Origin of the sequence: Pantoea sp. VS1 (genome assembly GCF_002207995.1) — a bacterium.
In the GTDB taxonomy this organism is placed as follows: Bacteria; Pseudomonadota; Gammaproteobacteria; order Enterobacterales; family Enterobacteriaceae; genus Pantoea; species Pantoea dispersa.
On the sequence record NZ_NHZE01000141.1, the window covers coordinates 1 to 1123 of the forward strand.

Here is a 1123-nt window from a genome sequence, read left to right on the forward strand (position 1 = left end):
ATCTAATAATCACCACTTTCACTAAAATGATAAAACAATAAAATTTAAATTTTAAGCACAATTTTTTATCGATATGGATAACTCAATCGCAACCCTTGATAAGCCATAAAATTTGAAATCAACTTATACAAAAATTTAAACTGGAGTTGCGTCCGGAACATCATATATCAAATCGGTAACCTCACTCAACAAACGGTGATCTAATAAAATTTGTATTATTGCTTTTACCGTCTGATCACAAGGAATAATCTTGCCTGTTTGAGCGTCAAAATTAAGCCCCCAAGCGCGACGGTTATTTACTTTTTGTACCGCCGATAAGAACTGCGGGGATTGATATAATGCTCGCTCCTCAACTCTGGCCATCCTACGAAGTTGAATTGAGTTATTCCCAACATAGTTTATTAATGTAGTCATGTCCGTAAAAAGTTCAGAAAAAGAAGCTGTTGACTGAAGGTTTGTGAAAGCATGTGCATAAGAAGCTCTATGCTCCATAACCGATTCAAAAGCTCTTTTATTTGCAATGAAAATTGCCGAATCAATCGCATAAAAATCAAAATTCTTCTCAATTACAAACGCTTCATCCTCTGCCGCTGAAAGCTCTCCATTTCTGAAGACAATATTCACATGAGTCTTTAAAAAGGATGCCTTCCAATTTTTAGCACTTCGTTTAATGGCATAAACAGTTTTCCCATTATTGATAAATTTTACTACATAGCCACTGACATTCTTTAAATCCTTGATATTTAGCAGCCTATAATCTGGCTCTGGTCTATCAACAATAGTTTTAAGATTGGCGAAATCACTACCAGCAATAACTGTAGAAAGGCAACTATTATCATTAGTTTCAGCCAGGTAACTATAAGCATGGAATTCTGTTATTCGCAGAAACTCACTATGCGCAATTAGTTTTAACTGCTCATTTAATGCATCATCAGTTTGAACATAATGAGCAGTAAAACGGCTCGCAGTTGTACTCCTTTTAAAGACCCAAAGATAAACACTATGAATCGCCACGGGTTTAACAGACACCTCGGAGTCATTTAAAATGGCTTAAAGAGAGGTGCCCATGAGCGGTAAGCGTTATCCCGAAGAGTTTAAAATTGAAGCAGTCAAACAGGTTGTT

At 36.1% G+C, this 1123-nt stretch carries 1 protein-coding gene; it reads right to left on the bottom strand.

The features are described 5' to 3' along the window. Positions 1-135: 135 nt before the first annotated feature. Positions 136-1029 carry a DUF4868 domain-containing protein gene (locus CBW22_RS25055; protein WP_217899543.1) on the bottom strand — a complete coding sequence of 298 codons (894 nt, stop codon included), beginning with the start codon at positions 1027-1029 and terminating at the stop codon, positions 136-138. Positions 1030-1123 lie beyond the last annotated feature (94 nt).